18 protein-coding genes are annotated in these 20,393 nt (G+C 40.5%); 3 read left to right on the top strand and 15 right to left on the bottom strand.

Annotated features, from left to right (window positions below):
- Window positions 1-116: 116 nt before the first annotated feature.
- A complete protein-coding gene (locus tag FIU21_RS01485) occupies window positions 117-464 on the bottom strand; it encodes a DUF4491 family protein (protein WP_004359509.1) in 348 nt (115 codons plus the stop codon).
- A gap of 188 nt (window positions 465-652) precedes the next feature.
- On the opposite strand from FIU21_RS01485, the gene FIU21_RS01480 reads away from it, so the two are divergent.
- Window positions 653-2,398 carry a phospho-sugar mutase gene (locus FIU21_RS01480; protein ID WP_172891280.1) on the top strand — a complete coding sequence of 582 codons (1,746 nt, stop codon included), beginning with the start codon at window positions 653-655 and terminating at the stop codon, window positions 2,396-2,398.
- A gap of 489 nt (window positions 2,399-2,887) precedes the next feature.
- Here the strand turns inward: FIU21_RS01480 and FIU21_RS01475 are convergent, their stop codons facing one another.
- From FIU21_RS01475 to FIU21_RS01460, 4 genes are all read right to left on the bottom strand, one after another.
- Window positions 2,888-5,431 carry an ATP-dependent Clp protease ATP-binding subunit gene (locus FIU21_RS01475; RefSeq protein WP_004359507.1) on the bottom strand — a complete coding sequence of 848 codons (2,544 nt, stop codon included), beginning with the start codon at window positions 5,429-5,431 and terminating at the stop codon, window positions 2,888-2,890.
- A gap of 141 nt (window positions 5,432-5,572) precedes the next feature.
- On the bottom strand, window positions 5,573-5,704 hold the full coding sequence (locus FIU21_RS01470; RefSeq protein ID WP_004359506.1) for a hypothetical protein: 132 nt from the start codon (window positions 5,702-5,704) through the stop codon (window positions 5,573-5,575).
- Entirely contained in the window at window positions 5,694-7,139 is a 1,446-nt protein-coding gene (locus FIU21_RS01465) for a DUF4270 domain-containing protein (RefSeq protein ID WP_004359505.1), read from the bottom strand. Before FIU21_RS01465 ends, FIU21_RS01470 begins: the two co-directional genes overlap by 11 nt.
- Before the next feature lie 33 nt (window positions 7,140-7,172).
- Window positions 7,173-7,982 (bottom strand): glycogen/starch synthase, encoded by an 810-nt coding sequence (locus FIU21_RS01460; RefSeq protein ID WP_004359504.1) that lies wholly within the window; start codon window positions 7,980-7,982, stop codon window positions 7,173-7,175.
- 229 nt (window positions 7,983-8,211) lie between these two features.
- Here FIU21_RS01460 and panC point away from each other — a divergent pair, with 229 nt between their 5' ends.
- Window positions 8,212-9,063 (top strand): pantoate--beta-alanine ligase, encoded by an 852-nt coding sequence (panC, locus tag FIU21_RS01455; protein ID WP_004359503.1) that lies wholly within the window; start codon window positions 8,212-8,214, stop codon window positions 9,061-9,063.
- A 9-nt stretch (window positions 9,064-9,072) separates the two neighbouring features.
- Window positions 9,073-9,417, top strand: a complete 345-nt coding sequence (gene panD, locus FIU21_RS01450) for an aspartate 1-decarboxylase (RefSeq protein WP_004359502.1) — start codon at window positions 9,073-9,075, stop codon at window positions 9,415-9,417.
- 313 nt (window positions 9,418-9,730) lie between these two features.
- On the opposite strand, the gene FIU21_RS01445 is transcribed toward panD, so the two are convergent.
- From FIU21_RS01445 to FIU21_RS01400, 10 genes are all read right to left on the bottom strand, one after another.
- Window positions 9,731-10,159: a biotin/lipoyl-containing protein gene (locus FIU21_RS01445; protein WP_004359501.1), complete on the bottom strand. Its 429-nt coding sequence runs from the start codon at window positions 10,157-10,159 to the stop codon at window positions 9,731-9,733.
- A gap of 9 nt (window positions 10,160-10,168) precedes the next feature.
- Window positions 10,169-10,318, bottom strand: coding sequence for a hypothetical protein (locus FIU21_RS01440; RefSeq protein ID WP_004353441.1), 150 nt, complete (start codon window positions 10,316-10,318; stop codon window positions 10,169-10,171).
- 17 nt (window positions 10,319-10,335) lie between these two features.
- Window positions 10,336-11,901 carry an acyl-CoA carboxylase subunit beta gene (locus FIU21_RS01435; protein ID WP_004359500.1) on the bottom strand — a complete coding sequence of 522 codons (1,566 nt, stop codon included), beginning with the start codon at window positions 11,899-11,901 and terminating at the stop codon, window positions 10,336-10,338.
- Between the two features lie 263 nt (window positions 11,902-12,164).
- Window positions 12,165-12,665 (bottom strand): hypothetical protein, encoded by a 501-nt coding sequence (locus FIU21_RS01430; protein WP_004359499.1) that lies wholly within the window; start codon window positions 12,663-12,665, stop codon window positions 12,165-12,167.
- On the bottom strand, window positions 12,652-13,188 hold the full coding sequence (locus tag FIU21_RS01425) for a Panacea domain-containing protein (protein WP_004359498.1): 537 nt from the start codon (window positions 13,186-13,188) through the stop codon (window positions 12,652-12,654). Before FIU21_RS01425 ends, FIU21_RS01430 begins: the two co-directional genes overlap by 14 nt.
- 1,008 nt (window positions 13,189-14,196) lie before the next feature.
- Entirely contained in the window at window positions 14,197-16,326 is a 2,130-nt protein-coding gene (locus FIU21_RS01420) for a YgiQ family radical SAM protein (protein WP_036885929.1), read from the bottom strand.
- Window positions 16,327-16,411: 85 nt separating this feature from the next.
- Window positions 16,412-16,741 carry a DUF8442 family protein gene (locus tag FIU21_RS01415; protein ID WP_004359496.1) on the bottom strand — a complete coding sequence of 110 codons (330 nt, stop codon included), beginning with the start codon at window positions 16,739-16,741 and terminating at the stop codon, window positions 16,412-16,414.
- Between the two features lie 38 nt (window positions 16,742-16,779).
- Window positions 16,780-19,368 (bottom strand): golvesin C-terminal-like domain-containing protein, encoded by a 2,589-nt coding sequence (locus FIU21_RS01410; RefSeq protein WP_004359495.1) that lies wholly within the window; start codon window positions 19,366-19,368, stop codon window positions 16,780-16,782.
- A complete protein-coding gene (locus FIU21_RS01405) occupies window positions 19,368-19,928 on the bottom strand; it encodes a 1-acyl-sn-glycerol-3-phosphate acyltransferase (protein ID WP_004359494.1) in 561 nt (186 codons plus the stop codon). Before FIU21_RS01405 ends, FIU21_RS01410 begins: the two co-directional genes overlap by 1 nt.
- Complete coding sequence (locus FIU21_RS01400; RefSeq protein WP_004359493.1) at window positions 19,928-20,200, bottom strand: hypothetical protein; 273 nt, start codon at window positions 20,198-20,200, stop codon at window positions 19,928-19,930. Before FIU21_RS01400 ends, FIU21_RS01405 begins: the two co-directional genes overlap by 1 nt.
- Window positions 20,201-20,393 lie beyond the last annotated feature (193 nt).

Raw genomic sequence — 20,393 nt, 5'->3', positions numbered from 1 at the left:
AGAACCAGTCGTGACAGTGTTTTAAGATGTATTTAGCTGTTAACACCATTGGTGTTAAGCCTCCGCACCATATGTGCGGGGCGTTAGCACGATGGTAAAAGAAGAGCTGATAGTCTTTATTTTTTATGCTTACAAGGGCATATAGACTCGTCTTTGCTAAGTTTTTCGTAGTGTTCCTTACGTTTAGGATTCATAGGGAACCATCCTTTTAAGACACGCTTCTCCTGCGAGATGAGCTCACCAATTCCCCAAAGGAATGAAGCTCCAAGGACACCGAGTAGAGCAGACCAAAAGATACTTTGTACAAACAAGGCTGCTACACAGCAAGCAATACCCGCTATGAGCCATAGCCACCAAGGTTTTGTACCGAAATAATACTCTGTTTTTATAACGAGTGGATGACAAAGTCCAATGATTAAAAACGTACATACTGCGAGGAGTATACCTTCAAAATTTAAATCCATTTATGTAAAGTTACAAGATTAAATATAATTCTTATGTTGAGAAATATGCTATAGAACGTATTATTCTTAGCAAAGCCTCGGTTTATATAGCTGCAAAAATACAAAAAAAACTCTATTTGCAAGTGTCTTTCTCAGAATTATTGATTACATTTGCAAATACAAGTTGTAAATAAGAAAATACTTAAATTATGAGCAATAACCAAACACTCATCGCACAATGCGAAGAGAAAGCAAGACAGTGGCTGTCTCCTGCTTTTGATGAAGAAACTCGTTCTGCCGTTGAGGCTATGATTAACAATGACGATAAGGCTGACCTTATTGAGTCTTTTTATAAGGATTTAGAGTTTGGTACAGGTGGACTTCGTGGTATTATGGGCGCAGGCTCTAATCGTATGAATATCTATACCGTCGGTATGGCAACTCAAGGCTTTGCTAATTATCTGAAGATTAACTTCAAGGATAAGGAGCAGATTAGTGTAGTTGTTTGCCACGACTGCCGTAACAATTCTCGTCTCTTTGCTGAGACCGTTGCTAATATCTTCTCTGCTAATGGCATAAAGGTTTATCTTTTCGACGATCTTCGTCCTACTCCAGAGTGTTCTTTTGCTATTCGTCATTTGAAGGCACAGGCAGGTGTGAATATTACCGCAAGTCATAACCCACGTGAGTACAATGGTTATAAGGCTTATTGGGATGATGGTGCACAGGTACTTGCGCCACATGACAAGGGTATTATCGACGAAGTAAACAAGGTTAAGGTTGAGGATGTTAAGTTCGAAGGCAATAAGGCGTTGATTCAGATTATCGGCGAGGATGTTGATAAGGTTTATCTGGAGCAGGTAAAGACTATCAGCATTGACCCACAGGTAATCAAGAATCAGCATGATCTTAAGATTGTCTATACTCCTCTGCATGGTGCTGGTCGTGTAATGATTCCACGTGCATTGGCTTCTTGGGGCTTTGACAATGTTCATTGTGTGAAGGAGCAGATGGTTAAAGATGGTAACTTCCCAACTGTTGACCGTCCAAACCCAGAGATAGCAGAGGCTTTGACACTTGGATTGCGTGATGCAAAGGCTCTCGATGCCGATATCTTGATGGCTTCTGACCCAGATGCTGACCGTGTAGGTATGGCTTGTAAGAATAGCGATGGCGAGTGGGTACTGATTAATGGTAACCAGACTTGTCTGCTCTTCTTGTGGTATATCATCACTAATCGTCAGGCTGTGGGCAAGATGAAGCCAACAGACTTCATCGTGAAGACTATTGTTACAACAGAGGTTATCCGTAAGATTGCTGAGAAGCAGAACGTAGAGATGCGAGATTGCTACACTGGTTTCAAGTGGATTGCACGTGAGATTGCACTCTCTGAGGGTAAACAGCAGTATATCGGTGGTGGTGAGGAAAGCTACGGTTTCCTTGCAGAAGACTTCGTACGCGATAAGGATGCTGTAAGTGCTTGTGCTTTGTTGGCTGAGATTTGTGCATATGCAAAGGATCATGGTAAGACTTTGTATGACATTCTCATGGATATCTATATGGAGTATGGTTACAGTCATGAGTACACAATCAATGTTGAGCGTCCTGGTAAGAGCGGTGCTGACGAGATTCAGCAGATGATGAAGAACTTCCGTTCTAATCCTCCTAAGGAGCTTGGCGGTAGTGTCATCGATGTTTATAAGGACTTCCAGAGTCTTGAGATTACAAAGGCTGACGGTTCTAAGGAGAAGATGGATATGCCTGATACAAGCAATGTTCTCCAGTGGTTCTGCACAGATGGTACTAAAGTTAGTGTACGTCCATCAGGTACTGAGCCAAAGATTAAGTTCTATCTTGAGATAAAGGATACAATGAACTCTGCTTCTGACTTCCCTGCTTGCGAGCAGCGTGCAGTTGTAAAGATTGAGGCTATCAAGAAGAGTTTGGGTTTGTAATTGTCTATTTTTAGCCTTTGATAATATTTGCGAGGGCTTGATATTATAATTAAAGCAGGAGTTTCTATAAAGTCTTATTTGTGGGAACTCCTGTTTTTATTGTTCTATGCCCTTCTTATATTTAAATCTTTGGGTAGCTTTCTGTCTCTTTTATTGGGCTACGCTGTTTGCTATTTTAAGTTGTTAGGTTATCGTTAAGGGTTAAAAATATCATTACAAAAAAGTTAGGCATTCTATATGTTTTTTCTTAATAAAGAGCCTTTTTAACCGTGTTTGTAACTTTCAGTTAATCAGTGTGTTGTAAAATAGCATAAGAAAAGGTGCTTAGTTAGACGCTAACTAAGCACCTTTAAGGCTTCAATTAAGCATTTTTTGAACGTCAATTAAGGCTTAATTGGAATGCAACTAAGCATCAATTCATTCTTTAAAGATGACTTTTATATTACAAATTTGGTAAGGATAGGAGGTGATTATTCCTTCCTTTGGATTTTATTCAGCCGATATAATATCAAACTTTAGTTTCTCACTATCTTTCTCTTTAGATACTTTGATAGTGTCACCAGCCTTGATTTCGCCAGAGAGAATCAGTTCGCTCAGTCCGTCCTCGATATGGTTCTGGATAGCACGCTTCAATGGACGCGCACCAAATTGTACATCATATCCCTTGCTTGCAACAAACTCCTTAGCTTCATCTGTTATCTCCATTTCGTAGCCTAATTCATGCACACGCTTGAACAAACCCTTGAGTTCGATGTTGATAATCTTCTTGATAGCTTCGAGGTCGAGTTGGTCGAAGGTAATAATCTCGTCCAAACGATTGAGAAACTCTGGTGCGAACTGCTTGCTGAGACTTTTCTGAATGATAGCACGTGCACGCTCCTTGTCACCTTCACTCTGTGAAAGACCATTCAAGTTAGCAGCCTTAAAGCCGACACCTTGCCCGAATTCCTTCAGCTGACGTGTACCCGCATTTGATGTCATAATAATCACCGTATTGCGGAAGTCTATCAATCGGCCGTTACCATCTGTCAATCGGCCTTCATCGAGTACCTGCAAAAGCATGTTGAATACGTTACCATGTGCCTTCTCTATCTCATCAAGTAGGACAATAGAGTAGGGATGACGGCGCACTTTCTCAGTCAACTGTCCACCTTCATCATAGCCAACGTATCCTGGAGGCGCACCAACAAGGCGAGAGGTGTTGAAACTTTCTGTATATTCGCTCATATCAATGCGTATCAAAGCATTGGCAGAACCAAACATCATCTCGGCAAGTCGCTTGGCAAGATAGGTCTTACCCACGCCCGTAGGACCTAAGAACATAAACGCACCGATAGGGTGGTTAGGGTCTTTCAAACCAACGCGGTTACGCTGAATAGCCTTTACCATCTTGTCGATAGCTGCGTCCTGTGCGATAACAACCTGCTTGAGTTCAGCATCCATATTCTTCAACCGGATACCTTCTGCCTCCTGCATGCGCTGTACTGGAACGCCTGTCATCATAGAGACAACATCTGCAATGGCTTCTTCATTAATTTCAACCTTATCTTCGGTATCACCTTTCTGCCATTTCTCCTGCTCCTCTTTGAGTGTCTTTTCTAATTCAGTCTGCTTATCACGGAAACTTGCAGCCAACTCAAAGTTCTGATTCTTTACAGCAGCTTGCTTTTTCTCTTGCGCTATTTCAATGTCTTTCTGAATATCAAGAATCGCCTGTGGCACCTTTACATGTTGCAGGTGGATACGTGAACCTGCTTCGTCAATAATGTCTATCGCCTTATCAGGGAAGAATCTATCAGTAATATATCTGTCTGCATACTTCACACAAGCCTTTAGCGCATCCTCTGTATAACTTACATGATGATGTGCTTCGTAGCGATCTTTAATATTTTCAAGAATCTGTAATGTCTCTTCAACTGTTGTTGGTTCAACCTGTACCTTTTGGAAACGACGTTCTAAGGCACCGTCTTTCTCGATAGACTTGCGATATTCGTCAAGTGTTGTTGCACCAATACACTGTATAGTACCTCTTGCCAAGGCTGGTTTGAGGATATTAGCAGCATCCATTGAACCTGGTGAAGAACCTGCTCCGATGAGTGTGTGAATCTCGTCAATAAAGACGATAATGTCTGGATTCTGTTCGATTTCCTTAATCAATGCACGGATACGCTCCTCAAATTGACCACGATACTTTGTTCCAGCCACGACAGCTGTCAAGTCAAGTGTGATGACACGTTTGTTAAAGAGAATTGGAGAGGTGAGATGCTTCACAATAAGTTGTGCTAAACCCTCAACAATAGCACTCTTACCAACACCTGGTTCACCAATGAGAATAGGATTATTCTTCTTTCTTCTACCAAGAATCTCACTGACACGCATAATCTCTTTCTCTCTGCCTACAACTGGGTCGAGTTTTCCCTCGGTAGCAGCTTGAGTAAGATCAGTACCGAAACTATCGAGTACTGGTGTCTTTGATTTTGTACGTGGAGCCTGTGTTGTCTTGGCATTATTGCTGCCTTCAGATGATGAAGATGACATCATATCATCATCCATTTCTTCTTCGTCAGCCATTCCTATACCATTCTTTGGTTGGTTTGCGCGTTGTTGTAACATCGATATTGCGTTGTTATAATTGAATCCATTCTCTTCCATTACCTTCTTAGCACCATTATTAGAAGAATCATGCAATATTGCAAGGAAGAGATGAAGGATATCCACTGTCTGTGCATGTTGTATACGTGCCTCAAGTACAGCTAATTTCAATATGTTATTTGCCTGCTCGTTTAAAAGCATATCAGGGACATAAGAAGTTGGGTCAATTGTTTCCTCCTGAAGTCTTCTTTCTATTTCTTTCTTTATATTGTCTATATCAACCTTCCATTGGTTGAATAGTTCCCATACTGGTCCTGACTTCTCTCTCAGAATGGCGAGCATGATATGCTCAGGAGCAACCGACGCACTTGTCAGTCGTTCTGCTTCCTCTCTGCTGAATGAAAGTATTTCAGAAACCTTTGGGGAGAATTGATTCATCATATCCTAACCTTTCTTTTCTTTACTTGTATCTGTGGACAATATGTCCTGTATTAGTAGGATTGTATAAACAAAAGGTGTGCCAAAAACAAAGAATCGGACATACATGGGTGTTGTAAGTCCGATTCTACATTTTATATTCTATTACAGTGCCTCGTCGTCAGGCTTCTGAAGTTTTGCTTTGGGTTGTCGACCCAAGTGCTTTTTCTTGCGAAGCCAAGCCGCCTTGCGCTGCTCATATTCCTCACGATGACGTTCCAAGAAGTTATCTGCCATTGAACTTACCGTATATTATCGAAATCTGAATATTCTTTCCAGTCGATGTGTTTCCCAATAACTTTGTGCTTGAGAGACCCATATCGTGGGAAACCTTAGTAATAATTGTTTTCTGAGTACTACCAGAACCTTGTGTTACAGTCTGCAATTCAACTGGTACAATTACAACTTTACCCCATGCAGGCATCGATGTGTTGCGTGAGAAGAGGTTGATAATTCCCGAGATATTGTTGAACACATAGCTATTCGTTGTCTTGTTGTAACTTGCCAAGAACGAAGTCTTGTTGTCAGGTAGACGGTTGTTCGCAAAGAACGACTGTAGACTATCTGCAGCTACCATAACGACATTCTGTGGTATTCCAAACTGATAATCGGATGTTGTACTATTGTTTTCTCGGTAGAGTACAACCTTAGCCGAGTTGATAGAATCGTTTGTATGTCCTGCCATAATGTCAGATACAGGGAGCGTCAACTTTGTAAACAAGCCTGATGGAGTCTTAAGATAAGTATGACCAGACTCACTTGCTAACTGCTGTAACTTTGTGTTGTCGTTAGAGAAGTTTGTCAACTGAAGGACCTCTTCAGTACTTACAAAGTTGGTTGATATCTCTGATACTTTACCCTTTTGTTTATTCTTGAAGTAAATATTCAGCTGTGCAACCTGTATATGTGCCATTGAACCAGAGCCACCATCAACCTTGAAGTAGAATCCTGGACAGATTTCATGCAAGAAACGATAAGGATTACGGAATGCAGCAGGGTTCTGCTGATACTTGCGAAGCAGGTAAGTTCCGTAGTTGTTATATGTAACACCGCTCTTATCCTTGTACTGTTTGTTTAGGCGGACAATGATGTTACGTCTATAGTTTTTCTTATTTCTGATACTGTCAGCCTCTGTATAATCTGTAAGTGTGAATGAACGTATCTCTGCAATTCCACCCAGTGCAGCAGGTCGGATATAGCCTTGTGCTTCTGGATCGAAGTTTGAATAATATGTTTTCCCTTCCTCAACAGGCTTAGAAAGCTCGTATGCTGTTAGCTTCATCTGACTAAGTGAGTCGCCATAATAAGTGCTATAGTACAGTCTTATATCGCATGAATCAGCAATAATCTCATTATTTGCATCACGACTCATGATAGAATCCTTTGCTGGCAACTCATAACTACTAAGCACATGGAACTGTGACATAAGATTACCCGTAACAGTTGTATTTGTTTCAGGGTCAACCATTCTGCCCAAATATCCAGTTGATGAACGTGCTATAACACTGCCAGAAACCATTGTTTCAGAAGCTACGCTGAAGGTGTCTGCCTTTATAGAAAGTTTGTCGCCATTGTCGATAAGTGAGCCTCCAAGGGTATCTGTAGTATCATCACATGATACCATTCCGATACAAGCTACAAGCATACAGGCTGCAATGAATTTCCTTCTCATTTAGAATGTCTTAATTGTATGAATCTAAGTGTATCAGAACAATTTATTATAAAATTCTGAATACTTCTCCTTTAGTTCAGCATCATCGATTGCATGTTCCAAAAGCTGCTTATCGTGAGTCTTAGCATAGTTGATAAGATCAGCGTGAGCTTTGTCACTGGTACCAATGACACCATCAGAATAGTCGATAGCCAGTTTACCTAACTCCATGAAATCGAAGTCGTCACCATAGTTCTTCAAATACTTAGCCTTCGCCTCACGGAACTCAAGACAATGCTTAAAGTTAGTACCTAAGCTGTCTTGTGGCTGTTCTGCAAAGAGTGAAGTCACAACCTTTGAATTGGCAAACTGTGGCTCATCTTTGTAGGCAGTCTTTACATAGAATGGGATAACAGAAGACATCCAACCCTGGCAATGAATCACATCAGGAGCCCATCTTAGCTTCTTTACTGTCTCCAATACGCCTCTTGCAAAGAAGATAGCACGCTCGCCGTTGTCAGGATAGTCGTTACCCAATTCGTCCTTTGTCATTGCAGGACGTTTCTGGAAGTAATCTTCATTATCAATGAAATAAACCTGTATACGTGTCTGCGGAATACTTGCCACCTTGATAATCAATGGATGGTCTGTATCGTCTATAATCAAGTTCATACCTGAAAGGCGAATAACCTCGTGTAACTGCCCTCTACGTTCGTTTATATTTCCCCATCTTGGCATGAATGTACGGATCTCAAATCCAGCTTCTTGCATGATGTGTGGCATTTCTGAGCCATAGAAAGACATCTCTGTCTCAGGCACATATGGCATGATTTCTTGATTAACAAATAATACTTTTTTTCCCATTCTTTATGTTAGAATTTTTGTTTCTGCAACTATTGCAAGCAAACGCATAGAATGTTAGTCTTTTCTGGGCGCAGCTTATTTTCTGCAAAGGTACGAAAAAAAAATGAGACAACTCCTGCTTTCGCCTGAAAACAAATAAAAAGTAGGGCATGTTGAGATTATTTAATTAAAATCTCGTCTATTTAATTATTTTGTTGTTACTTTGCAACGATTTTAATTTTAGAGACTGATGAAAGTTATCCAAAAGATTGTTGAACTTCAGAACGAACTTTTCTCTTGTCGCAAGGAAAACAAAACTATTGGATTAGTTCCTACGATGGGTGCGTTGCATGATGGTCATGCGTCACTTGTGAAACAAAGCGTCAAGGAGAATGATATAACAGTCGTTTCTGTTTTTCTTAATCCTACCCAGTTTAATGATAAGGGAGATTTAGAACGTTATCCTCGCACATTAGAGGCTGATTGTAAGCTTATTGAAGCTTGTGGAGCAGACTATGTTTTTGCCCCATCTGTTGAAGAAGTATACCCTAAACCAGATAATCGTCAATACGATTTTCCACCACAATCTACAGTGATGGAGGGTGCAAAACGCCCTGGTCATTTCAATGGTGTTTGCCAAGTTGTCAGCAGATTATTCTATATTGTTCATCCAGATAAAGCCTATTTCGGTGAGAAAGATTGGCAGCAGATAGCTGTTATCAAACGTCTTGTTGATTTCATTGGCATGAAGGATGAAATAACGATAGTGGAGTGTCCAATTATACGTGATGCGGATGGTTTAGCTATGAGTTCACGCAATATGCTATTGACAGCTGACGAGCGTGCTATAGCACCGAAGATCTACGAGGCGTTAAGTCAAAGTGTAGTGTTTTCTAAGACCCATACTGTAGCAGAAACACGTGAGAAAGTCATTGCCGATATCAATGCAGTAGACGGACTTGAGGTAGAATATTTTGAGATTGTAGATGGCAACACGCTTCTTGAAATAAATACATGGGAAGCGTATGTTGTAGGTTGTATTACAGTTTATTGTGGTCATACGCCTATTCGACTTATTGACCACATAAAATACAGAGGATAATAAGAAAAGATGCAGATAGAAGTATTAAAAAGTAAGTTGCACTGTGCTACTGTCACAGAGGCAAATCTTCATTATATGGGTAGTATTACCATTGATGAAGACTTGTTGGATGCTGCTAATATGATAGCAGGTGAGAAGGTTCAAATTGTGAATAACAACAATGGTGAACGCTTTGAAACTTATATTATTAAGGGAGAAAGAGGCTCAGGCTGTATCTGTTTGAATGGTGCAGCAGCTCGCAAGGTGGTAGTAGGAGATGAGGTAATTATCATCTCTTATGCATTGATGGATTTTGAAGAGGCAAAAAACTTCAAGCCCTCAATTGTTTTTCCAAAGGAAGGCAACAAGTTATAAACAGATAGAAAAGGGTATCAGTTAGAGGATAAACCCTTTGACTTTGTAAGTGTAGGACGTAGCGTCCTTACTGTTATAAGCACACAATCACATTTCTTCTTTCAAAGTAAGGTAAGGAAGTTATTTATTAATAAGGTGTAACTTTATAATAGATATTCCTCTTTCCTGCTTGGAGAAAGAAATGTGATTATGTGTTTTTTTATTTCCTATATTTTGATGTACTATTATCAAAAAAGCGAGGATATGCCGTAATGACACACCCTCTTAAGAAAATGATAATAGCATCAGTGACGAATGTCAACTGATAGCAGAATTATTCAATAACAACCAATGGGTCGTCCTCAAGCACAGCCTGACCGACCTTTACAGCAATAGCAGTTACCTTGCCATCCTTCTCAGCTTCGATGTTGTTCTGCATCTTCATAGCCTCGAGGACAACAACAGTATCGCCAGCCTTTACCTCCTGACCAACAGTCACCTCAACAGATGTGATGGTTCCTGGAATTGGAGCCTTAACAGCTGCAGAACTGTTGATAGCAACAGCAGGAGTAGCCTCTTCACTTGCCTCAGCAGCAGCTGGCTTACCAAGCTCAACCTTCTTCTTTTCTGGTTCAGCAGGCTGTTCCATCTGTACTGCATACTGCTCACCGTTGACAGATACTTCTGCAACATTCTCGGCATTAATCTCACCAATCTCGACTTTATATTCCTTGCCGTCGATAGTATATTTGAATTCTTTCATTGTTGTCTATTATGGTTTCTTTGTCATTATCTCGAACTTAGCATCCCACATTGTCTGCTTTGGCAGAATAGTGATAATACCTGGTTCGTTATCGTGAACATTGTTTCCGGCAAACTCATAGAGTGCCATTGCAATAGCTGCATATACGTTTTTATCCATAGTTGCGTGCCTCCTTATTACATTGGCATACAGCCATGCTTCTTAGCTGGTAAGTCTTGCTTCTTATGAGCCAACTGAGCCAAGCCACGGCAGATGCGGAAACGAGTGTTGCGTGGTTCGATAACATCATCGATGTAGCCGAACTGAGCAGCCTGATATGGATTAGCAAACTTCTCTGAGTACTCCTCTTCCTTTTCAGCGAGGAACTGCTTAACGTCGCCACCCTGCTCTTTAACTTCCTTAGCTTCTCTACCACAGAGAACGGCAACAGCACCAGATGCACCCATAACGGCAATCTCTGCGCTTGGCCATGCAAAGTTGAGATCAGAACGGAGCTGCTTACAACCCATAACGATGTGTGAACCACCATAGCTCTTACGCAATGTGATAGTAATCTTTGGAACTGTAGCCTCACCGTAAGCATAGAGCAACTGTGCACCGTGAAGAATTACAGCGTTATACTCCTGACCAGTACCTGGGAGGAAACCTGGTACGTCAACAAGTGAAACGATTGGAATATTGAAAGCATCGCAGAAACGAACGAAGCGCGCACCCTTACGGCTTGCGTTAGTGTCTAATACTCCTGCGTAGGCTGATGGCTGGTTAGCTACGATACCAACACTCTGACCATTGAAACGAGCGAAACCAGTGATGATGTTCTTAGCAAACTTTGGCTGAACCTCAAAGAACTCTCCGTTGTCTGTTACAGCCTGAATTACCTTGTACATATCGTATGCTTGGTTTGGATCGTCTGGGATAATCTCGTTCAAGAGGTCTTCCTTACGGTCGATAGGGTCGGTACACTCTACACGTGGTGCTTCCTCGCGGTTGTTTGAAGGAATGTAAGAAAGGAGCTTCTTGATAAGGTCCATTGCCTCTTCCTCAGTCTTAGCTGTGAAGCTTGTTACACCACTCTTTGAAGCGTGAACGCTTGCACCACCAAGGTGCTCTGCGTCGATATCTTCACCAGTTACGGTCTTTACAACCTTAGGACCAGTCAGGAACATGTAACTTGTCTGCTCCTTCATGATGATGAAGTCTGTCAATGCTGGAGAGTAAACTGCACCACCGGCACATGGACCAAGGATGCTTGAGATCTGTGGGATAACACCAGAAGCGAGGATATTACGCTCGAAGATTTCGCCGTAACCTGCCAAAGCAGAGATACCCTCCTGGATACGTGCGCCACCAGAGTCGTTCATACAGATGACTGGTGCGCCATTGGTCATAGCCATATCCATTACCTTGCATATCTTCTGAGCCATTGTTTCAGAAAGCGAACCACCGTTTACGGTGAAGTCCTGTGCATAGAGGTAGACGAGACGACCGTCGATAGTTGCTGAACCAGCAACAACACCATCACCGAGGTACTGCTTCTTCTCCATACCGAAGTTATGACAACGATGGAGTTTGAACATATCGTATTCCTCGAAGCTGCCTTTGTCAACCAGCATTTCAATACGCTCACGTGCAGTATACTTTCCGCGCTCATGCTGCTTGTCGATGGCCTTCTGGCCACCACCTAAGCGTGCTAACTCGCGCTTCTCCACGAGTGCCTTGATCTTTTCTGTTTGCTTACTCATAATTTGAATTTATTTTCTTATTTATAGCTTCTTAATAAATTATCTTTTAATCATCTGTTTCTTCCTGCCCATCTACTTTGTAGGAGCAAAAAGGCTCTTATTACAGAATCAAATGCAAAATTACTAAAAAAGGTGGAGATAGTTATCTTCACCTCTTTAAATATTGTTAAGGTATTGTATAGCTCTTTTTTATTATCGACATAAGGTAAGAAATAATCTTGTCATGTATTGATTTAATTTTAGACAGACTCGCTGGTATTTATTTAAGGATTCAATTCATGGAAAGGATCAAAAAATAAGATATAGATAAAGCCATAATTGCCTAACACAAAATAGATTCTAGGAGACCTTTCTCCAGTTTCTCTTCTTGCTTCTCTGCTGTCACATTCATATAGTCCAAAGTGATAGATAATAATGCTCTCATCTACATTAGGCATAATTTTTAGGATATTCTCTCTTACCTTCCCTGTGAATGGTGAAGGATAGAAGTGATGTTCCTTTGCTATTTTCTCTAGATTGTTTATGGTGTTAGATGATATCTCTTTCATCTTAGAGAAATAGGCTTGCGTATCTCTCAAAGTAAAATCTTGATGAAAATGATAATCAGTTTTGCCCAAATCAATATAATCATACTTAATGACTATTGGTAAATTCTTTGATATCAAAACATCATCTGTATGAATCTTATTCTTAAAAGAATCAGGTTTGTTGATTGTTTCTAATTCTTCACGTTGTATATCAATATCACATTCATTGAGCTTCATGGTGCTTCCGATTTCTATCGTATCTATCTTTATAAAAACTATACATTGTATCTAGACTAATACTCTCTCCAGAACGTTGAAAAGGGTTAAGACTACCACGAGCTTCTACCCATGGCTTTTCAGAATGAGTTAAAAATATAAGATCATTCTGCGATTTCGAGCCATATAACATGAATATTGAATCTAATAACTCTATTTGGTCTTTTGAGAATGATAATTTCTCTGCCAGTTCTTGAAGAGTTTTATCGATATGAGCACTATCAGTACCAAAATTAGTTTCATCTAAATAATCACACATATTCGGTACCTTATCTTTGTATTCATAATAAATCTCTGGATATACAGGACCATTAACCCAAGCTTGTGGAGCTTGAGCAAACAATGTTTTGTTCCGACCAAAGATTACCATATTCCATGATTGAACATAATAAAGTATTTTTTGGAGCTTCAATGGACTAACTGATAAGCCTTTATTAATTAGTGATAAGCCAATATATCTGGCTACGTCCTTAATATCGCACATACTATCTTTCTTTTATTTATTGCAAAAATACGTATTATTTTGTATTCATGCTACCACTATTTTGTTAAACTAACTAAATTATATTACAAGCATAACAAATCATTCTTAATAGTAATTTATTATTTTTGCCTTTACCAGTATGCTTAAAGTAAGGACAGATGAGAACGCATGTTCTTTCTTTGGTACGCTCGGCATGAGCATTATCTAACGGGTTCAAATCACGAGTAAGCATGATAGCGGGAATTACATAGGCAAAGGAAGGGGGGAATCTGAGGAGGTCTCACGGGCGCAGGTGAAGATGATGTCTTTGCTATACCATAACGAAGTCAAGCTTGTCGTGAGAAGTCAGCAGAGGTCATAGTAACCAAAGCACGGGTTGCCTATAGGGAAAGACTTATTCGTGCAGTGCAATAGTCAATGACTGCTACCTTGAAAGTCTTTTGTAGTCAGATGTTCGAAAAGGAACTCTCATCATACTGGCAAACTGTTAGTTATAAATTTTCTATATATACCTAAAGTATATCATTTATGCTCATCCTTTATCGTAGCATAGATGATAAAAGGAGTTGCTTGTCGGCTCTTTACTCATCACTTATTCCGTTGTTTTGTAATAAAAAATCTAATCAAGAATATAAGACATGCTCTTTTGATTTCTAAACAAGGCCAGTCTTGCTTATTGAAGACGCCCTTCATGGGGCTAACTAACGCCCTTCTTGAATCAAGCTAAGCCTCTTCTTTGTCGTTGTTTCTATTTCTTTGGATATTAGTTGGTTATGAATTTGTTGAGAACTTACCTTCGGGAATGATTCTGAACCGGTTATCTTTTATTTTGTCATATTATTTCATAACAATGTAGATTTAGTTTTCATAGTCCTTTCTGTATTTCTTCAATCAACATCTTTGGTATGTTATAAAAACTATTTGACAGTGAAGTCTCAGCTCTGCTATCAATGAAAACTAAAAAAAAGGAGCTATGATTAATGGGTCATAACTCTTTTTTTAGATGTCTTATTTTTGTCTGCGACGATGGTTACCAGAAAAGTTTGGGTTGAAACTTTTTGGCTGTTTACCATTTTGCTTAGCAGATTTTCTACGATTCTCTGTTGGTTTTTCCTCTCTTCCCTTCCGTTTTTTGTTTGGAATGTCGGGAGTACTTCCAATTGCCTTAGGATCATAAACCGCACGAGGGTGTCGCTTCGGAACATTGTCATAGAGCTTAGCAATCAAGTCACTACGTCCAATGCGGTGAAGCTCTCGCTCAATATCTCGTCGTGCTTCAGGCTTATACCAGAAGAAGAATTGACGCTGTGCAAGTTTCTCCTTTGGTGTCTTTGCTGAGAAGATTGGTTCGAGTGTGTAAGGATCATACCCCGTGTACCATGCCTCTGTAGAAACTGTCATTGGGGTAGGGGTGAAGTCCTGCACTTGTTCCAAGTGGAAGTCAAGGTTTTTTGTCAGTACCGCCAACTCTGCCATATCCTCTTCCTGGCAGCCAGGATGAGAAGATATGAAGTAAGGAATAATCTGCTGTCGCATATTCTCCTCACGGTTGATGCGGTCAAAAATCTTCTTGAATGCATAGAATTGTTGGAACGAAGGTTTACGCATCAGATTTAGAACGCGGTCTGAAGTATGCTCTGGTGCAACCTTCAATCGTCCACTCACATGTCGTGTTATCAACTCACGAGTATATTGTCTGGCAGCTTCATTACTCTTCTCGTCCTTACTCTTGTGCAGAAGTAGGTCATAACGTACACCAGAACCGATAAAACTCTTCTTGATTCCTGGTAGTTCATCGACTGCATGATAGATTTCAAGCAGTTTGGTGTGGTCGGTTTCAAGGTTAGGACATATCTCTGGATTCACACAACTCGGTCGTTTGCAATGCTCACACGCCTTCTGGTTCTTACCTGCCATACCATACATATTAGCTGATGGACCACCGAGGTCGGAGAGATAACCTTTGAAGTCGGGCATCTGTATAACCTGCTTTACTTCCTTTAAGATACTCTCTTTCGAGCGACAGCTAATAAACTTACCCTGATGTGCAGAAATGGTACAGAATGAACAGCCACCAAAGCATCCGCGATGAATGTTCACACTGTGCTTAATCATCTCATAGGCAGGGATAGTCTTACCGCGATACTTCGGATGTGGTTCGCGTGTATATGGTAGGTCGTAGGCTGCATCTACCTCCTCTGTTGTCATGGTAGGATAGGGTGGATTAACAACGGCATAAACGTTGTCAACAGCCTGCAGAATACGTTGTGCGTGCTTCTTGTTTGACTCTTCTTCTATATGTTTGAAGTTTTCTGCTTGATATTTTTTGTTGTGTAAGCAAGACTCGTGGGAATGAAGTACAATATCACTCTCTTTTATTCCGTCAGGAATCTCTGATTCTTTACAAAGATATACGGTCTGTGGAATATGCTTCAAGTCTTTAATGTTAGCACCATTTTCCAACTCTTGTGCTATGCTTACCACCTGTTTTTCACCCATACCATAGATAATCATGTCGGCACGTGCATCACAGAGAATGGACTTACGAACACAATCTTTCCAATAGTCGTAATGAGTAAGACGACGTAATGAAGCCTCGATGCCGCCTAAGACGATAGGAACATCGGGATAGAGCTGTCTGAGGATATTAGAGTAAACAATGCTTGGATATTCTGGACGCAGGTTGGGTCTACCATCAGGTGAATAAGCATCGTCTGAGCGTAGACGACGATTGGCAGTGTATTTGTTCACCATCGAGTCCATTGCGCCGGGTGAGATACCAAAGTAGAGACGTGGACGGCCTAATTTTTTGAAGTCTCGGAAGTCGCCATGCCAGTCAGGTTGTGGAACGATAGCCACCTTATAGCCAGCTGCCTCAAGTGTTCTACCAATGACAGCAGCACCAAAAGCAGGATGGTCTATATAGGCATCACCCGAAAAGAGGATAATGTCTAACTGATCCCACCCACGGAGTTCTACTTCCTTCTTTGTGGTAGGGAGGAAGTCTGTCAACTGAAATCTTGAAGGTCTTGTGGTTTTTGCTTCATTCTTAACAGCAGCCTCTCTATCTTGTCGCTGTGTAGGTGTTGTCTTTTTATGCTGCTTTGCAGGTCTTCTATTTTCTTTTTGTGAACTCAAATGTTTTTGTTTTTAAATGAATTTCTTTTTAAGTATGTTACTTGTTTTCAAGAAATTGAACTTTACTATTATTCCTTCTTTATGATTAAAGAACTTCACTGTTCTCTTCTTCAGCATCTTGGTGTGTTAAGATCCACTCCTTGAAGAGTGTTACAAGATTTTTAAGTCCGATAGCTTTCATGTTTTGATTATAAATAACATCAAGACATAAGTCTAACAAGTCTTTATCTTTACCAGGTTCAGACTCGAGAAGTCCACGAACATTGAATCTCAGTTTGTCGAGGATATCCTCGTCAATAATACCATTGGAATCAACCAGTCCAGAGAGAAGTGAATATTTCTTTATTGTCTCAAGATGGCTGTCTGTAATCTCAATGCTTCGTGTTCCCGAAGCGTTTGCTTGAATTTTATACATAGTCTTTACGCTTTTAGATTATTCCAATTTCTTTGTTTTTATTTCTTCATTAAGAAGTTGACAATACCCTTCATGATACTGTTACGCGTAGGAGCATCCTTGATGCACTCGAATGGGAAGGATAGTGAGAAAACACTGTTGTCAGTTCCTTTATATGCCACAGCTGCTGTTTTGCCATCTGCATAAGTTAAGGTACTGAAAGCATTGTCAACAGGAAGAATATAGTCTGGTGTATAAGCACCGTAATGTTGCTCGTTGATAGTGCGGTAAACATCGAATGACATTCCCATACCACTTACTACAGAGTTATAATTGTCATAGTTTGCCCCATCAAATGTAATCTTGAGGTTGTTTTTCAACCAATCTTGCTCATCAACACCCTGCATATCGGATGCAAGATAAGAACCACTGACAAAGAGTTTGCCACGATTATTCAGGTACTTTGTCAACTGTTGACGAAGTGCAGGCTTAAAAGTCTTGTAATAATACAAGCTATGCCCATCATCTTTCTCATTGCCAAGGAGTAAGTCAACCATTGCATACTTGGAAAGATTCACCTCGCCATACTCTACAGCCTTACTGTTACAGCTGACGATATTGTATTTTCCTGCATGGCGTAATGCCTCTGCGTGGTCTTTGACATAGTTGAAATCATTTCCTGCAATAACCTTACCTACGAGTTCTTCGCCACCATAACCTAAGGCACTTGGACCTTCTTTGCCCATCATTGCCTTGTTGAAGTTGGCTTGTCTTCCTGCCCATCCAGCCACAGGACCATAGCTAAGACCTGGATCTGCTTCAAGGTCGAAGCCCTGTTCTGTGCTTGTATTAACAACAGCAGGAGAAGAAAGGCGACTGAAAGCATTGACAATGAGAATTGTCTGAATTGCACCTTCATTGCGTAAAGCTGAAAGAACTTCTGTTGGGAAACTCTCACCACCACGGTTACAAGCCGTTACCTTAAAGTTGTAGACTACACCAGGTAGCAATTCTATGTCAAAATAAGGATTGCGAACGTTCATACCATTGTCAAAACCTCTTGTTCCCATCGCAACATACACGTTATAGGAAGTAGGGGTTGCAGTAGGTTCACTGGCATCCGTAGTTGGTCTCCATTGCAATCTCACCTTGTTTGCTGATACATATTCTATCTTGAAGTTATTTGGTGCAAGTGGTTGAACAGTATAAGTCTTACCGTGCATGTTAGCTTCATATTTCAAGACAGTCTTATATACGGAACGTGCAAAGGTGAATTTGAAGTTAGGATCTTGACCTAATTTAATGTCGGGGAAGTTCTGATGAGAGAGCGTTTCAAGGATAGCAGAGGGAACTTCAGGCAATCGCGTTTCGCTATAGTTGCGATCCCACACTGAACGAGTTGTCCAATTGATGTGGAAAGCATTGTCCAAATCCTTCTTTACATTGGCTACCAACTGTTCTGCAAAGGTCTTTGAAACCTTACGTGAAAGTCCATCTCCCAATGTTTTATTACCATCTTGCGTAGTACAGATTCCCAAGGTACCTACGTAACTATCATCAGTTTTAACTCCGGCATCGCTATGTATAGCCAACGTAAGTTCGATAGGTACTTTCTTACCATCTTTCTTTTCAGGCAGATAACAAGAACCTCCAGCGAGCCAATTCGTCATCAAGGAACGGCAGTTGATGTCGTCGTTATAGTCATTAGAGCCATTACTCTTGCTGACTACATTCCAAGGTGCACCAGCCCATTGTGCTGAGTATCTTGCACCTTCAAGGAAACGAGGTAAACCACTCACTGTTCCACCACGAACAATGTTACCCATACCACCACCAAAGCGTACTGCGTCAGTAGTTACAATACCTCTATGCGAGCTATGATTAGTCAGTACAACAGAGTTATTGATACTGTTTCCCTTGTCAAACTCAAAAGTGCCAAGATAAACCCAAGTGCCACCACCCATACGTTGGTTTACTCGGAAATGTGTTTCTTGTCCTTTATGAAAAACAATATACTCTGCCGCTTCCACACTCTTCTTCTGTGTCTGATAGCTTACATATACGGCATAGCGTCCTGTTTCAGGGAAAGTGGGTTGGTAGACAACAGAGCTAATCTTACTGTTGCGCTTTCTTGCCTTTACTTGTCGAGCCGTACCAGCTGTAAATGGATTCTCACCATCATTATAGCTTCCATAATGTTGTGCGAAGCCTTTATCCGAAGTGGTCGCCCACTTCTTCTTCATACTCTCTTCCTTGTAGTTGGTGCGACTATCGTTATCTACTATAATTTCATTCTTCTGCCAGTCTCTTTCACGAGGTGTAAAGACAATTGCTCCTGCGTTCTCAAGCATAGGAATGAGATAAGGAAGAACTATTGTTTGTGTGTATAGGTCCTCGGTAGTACCGAATAGAATTGGTCTTTGCCATCTCCATCCACCTTTCTTCGCATCGTAATATCTTCCATGCGATGACCATACAGAAAGATGTCTATTCTGTAATCCCTCTGTGATTTCATTAGGGCGAGAAACATTCTTTACCCATGGTGCATCTTTATAATCAGTTTTCCCCCATGTTGATTTACCCGCTTGTGCAAAGATATTTGTAAACGACATTGCAAGAAGGGCTGTACACAGCAATTTTATCTTCATTATCCGTTTAATTCTCCTATCGTAAACAATTCTGGATGTTTACCCTTAAAGTCTTTGAAATACAATTTGATTTCCTTCATGTCCTGTTCCAAATCGCCCGATGGTTTTATAACCTTTGAACACTCTATTAGCTTCCTTTCATAATCTAATCCGTAGAGGTAGATAGGCAGTTGTGCTGTTAGTGCAATATAATAAAAGCCTTTCTTCCATTCAGGGTTTAGACTTCTGGTTCCTTCGGGAGTAATACAAAGTTGGAACTTGTCAGCCTTTATAGCATAGTCGGCTAACCGGTCGGTCATACTTGTCTTCTTATCACGCCATACAGGGATTCCTCCGAGTTTGCGAAAGATAGGACCAAGCGGCCAGAAGAACCATTCCTTCTTCATAAGGAAGTTGCTCTTCAGTCGCTCAGCGCTTGCGTAAAGCTGACCAATTAGGAAATCATAATTACTTGTGTGAGGTGCAAGACAAATAATAGCTTTGTCAGGTAATGTAAACCTAACATCCTTCTTCCACCCCATAAAACTATAAAGAAGCCACTTTGATATACCCTGTAACATTATGCAAGGTTATTGAGTTGATCAACAATCTCATTGACTTCTTTACTAAACTTGTCTTTCAAGTCTTTGAAATATACTTTGGCAGGCATACCCGGCTGAACGTGAGATACGCGTCTGATGTAATTGCTGTGCATTACCAAAATAGAAGTGAGGATAGCCTCAGTATTGTCATTATCACGATTCTCACCATAGAGAGATGCTGCGATGCCCTCTGTAAACAAATCACCACAAATGTAATTGATGGTGCGTTTCAAATCTCTTTTGTTGCTCATATTAATCCTAAATAGCTATATTTTATATTTTCGTTCAAAGATAAATAAAAAAATAGAAAAGCAAGACTTTCTTACATAAAAATAGAGTTAAAATTTTAATTTAGCGTCTTTTCCTTTCTATTATCGGATAAAAAAGGTAAATTTGCAGAGTAGTAAAGACATTAAATAAATCATTATATTCAAATCATTTAAA

Origin of the sequence: Prevotella melaninogenica (genome assembly GCF_013267595.1) — a bacterium.
GTDB lineage: Bacteria > Bacteroidota > Bacteroidia > Bacteroidales > Bacteroidaceae > Prevotella > Prevotella melaninogenica_D.
This window is presented reverse-complemented; position numbering and strand designations above follow the sequence as displayed.